Origin of the sequence: Caulobacter sp. AP07, from assembly GCF_000281955.1 — a bacterium.
GTDB lineage: Bacteria > Pseudomonadota > Alphaproteobacteria > Caulobacterales > Caulobacteraceae > Caulobacter.
In genome coordinates, this window is record NZ_AKKF01000286.1 from 1 (window position 1) to 643 (window position 643).

The 643-nt window shown below is 66.7% G+C and carries 1 protein-coding gene; it reads left to right on the forward strand.

The window, feature by feature from the left end; genetic code table 11:
* On the forward strand, window positions 1-516 hold a 516-nt coding region (locus PMI01_RS23645; protein ID WP_035038160.1), incomplete at its 5' end, for a sterol desaturase family protein.
* Window positions 517-643 lie beyond the last annotated feature (127 nt).

Genomic DNA, 643 nt, shown 5'->3' on the forward strand with positions numbered 1-643 from the left:
CTGCTGTGCCTGCCGCTGTCGTTCCTGGGCTTCCCGCCGGCCATGGTGGCGATTCAGAAGGGGATCAGCCTCGTCTACCAGTTCTGGATCCACACCGAGGCGATTCGGAAGATGCCGCGCTGGTTCGAGGCGGTGTTCAACACCCCCTCGCACCACCGGGTGCACCATGCCCGCAACGCCCGCTATCTCGACGCCAACTACGCCGGCATCCTGATCATCTGGGACCGGATGTTCGGGACGTTCATTCCGGAGACCGACGCGGAGCGCTGCCGCTACGGGACGGTCAAGAACCTGAGCAGCTTCAACCTGCTGACCAACGTCTTCCACGAGTGGATCGGCATCGCCAGGGACCTGGCGGGTTCGCGCTCGCCGCGCGAGGTGCTGGGCTACCTGTTCGGCCCGCCCGGCTGGAGCCCCGACGGCTCGCGCGACACCTCCCACACGCTGAAGGCCAAGTGGCGGGCGCGGATGGCGCGGGAAGGGGTGAGGGACACGGACGCTTACCCGGTGGAGTGATTTCACGTCTGCGGACTGTTCTGACGCCCGCGCCCACCCCCATTCGTCATCCCCCGACTTGTTCGGGGGACCCAAGCAGAGTCTGGCGCGATGTCCAGCGCCGCTTGGGTCACCCGCATAAAGCGGG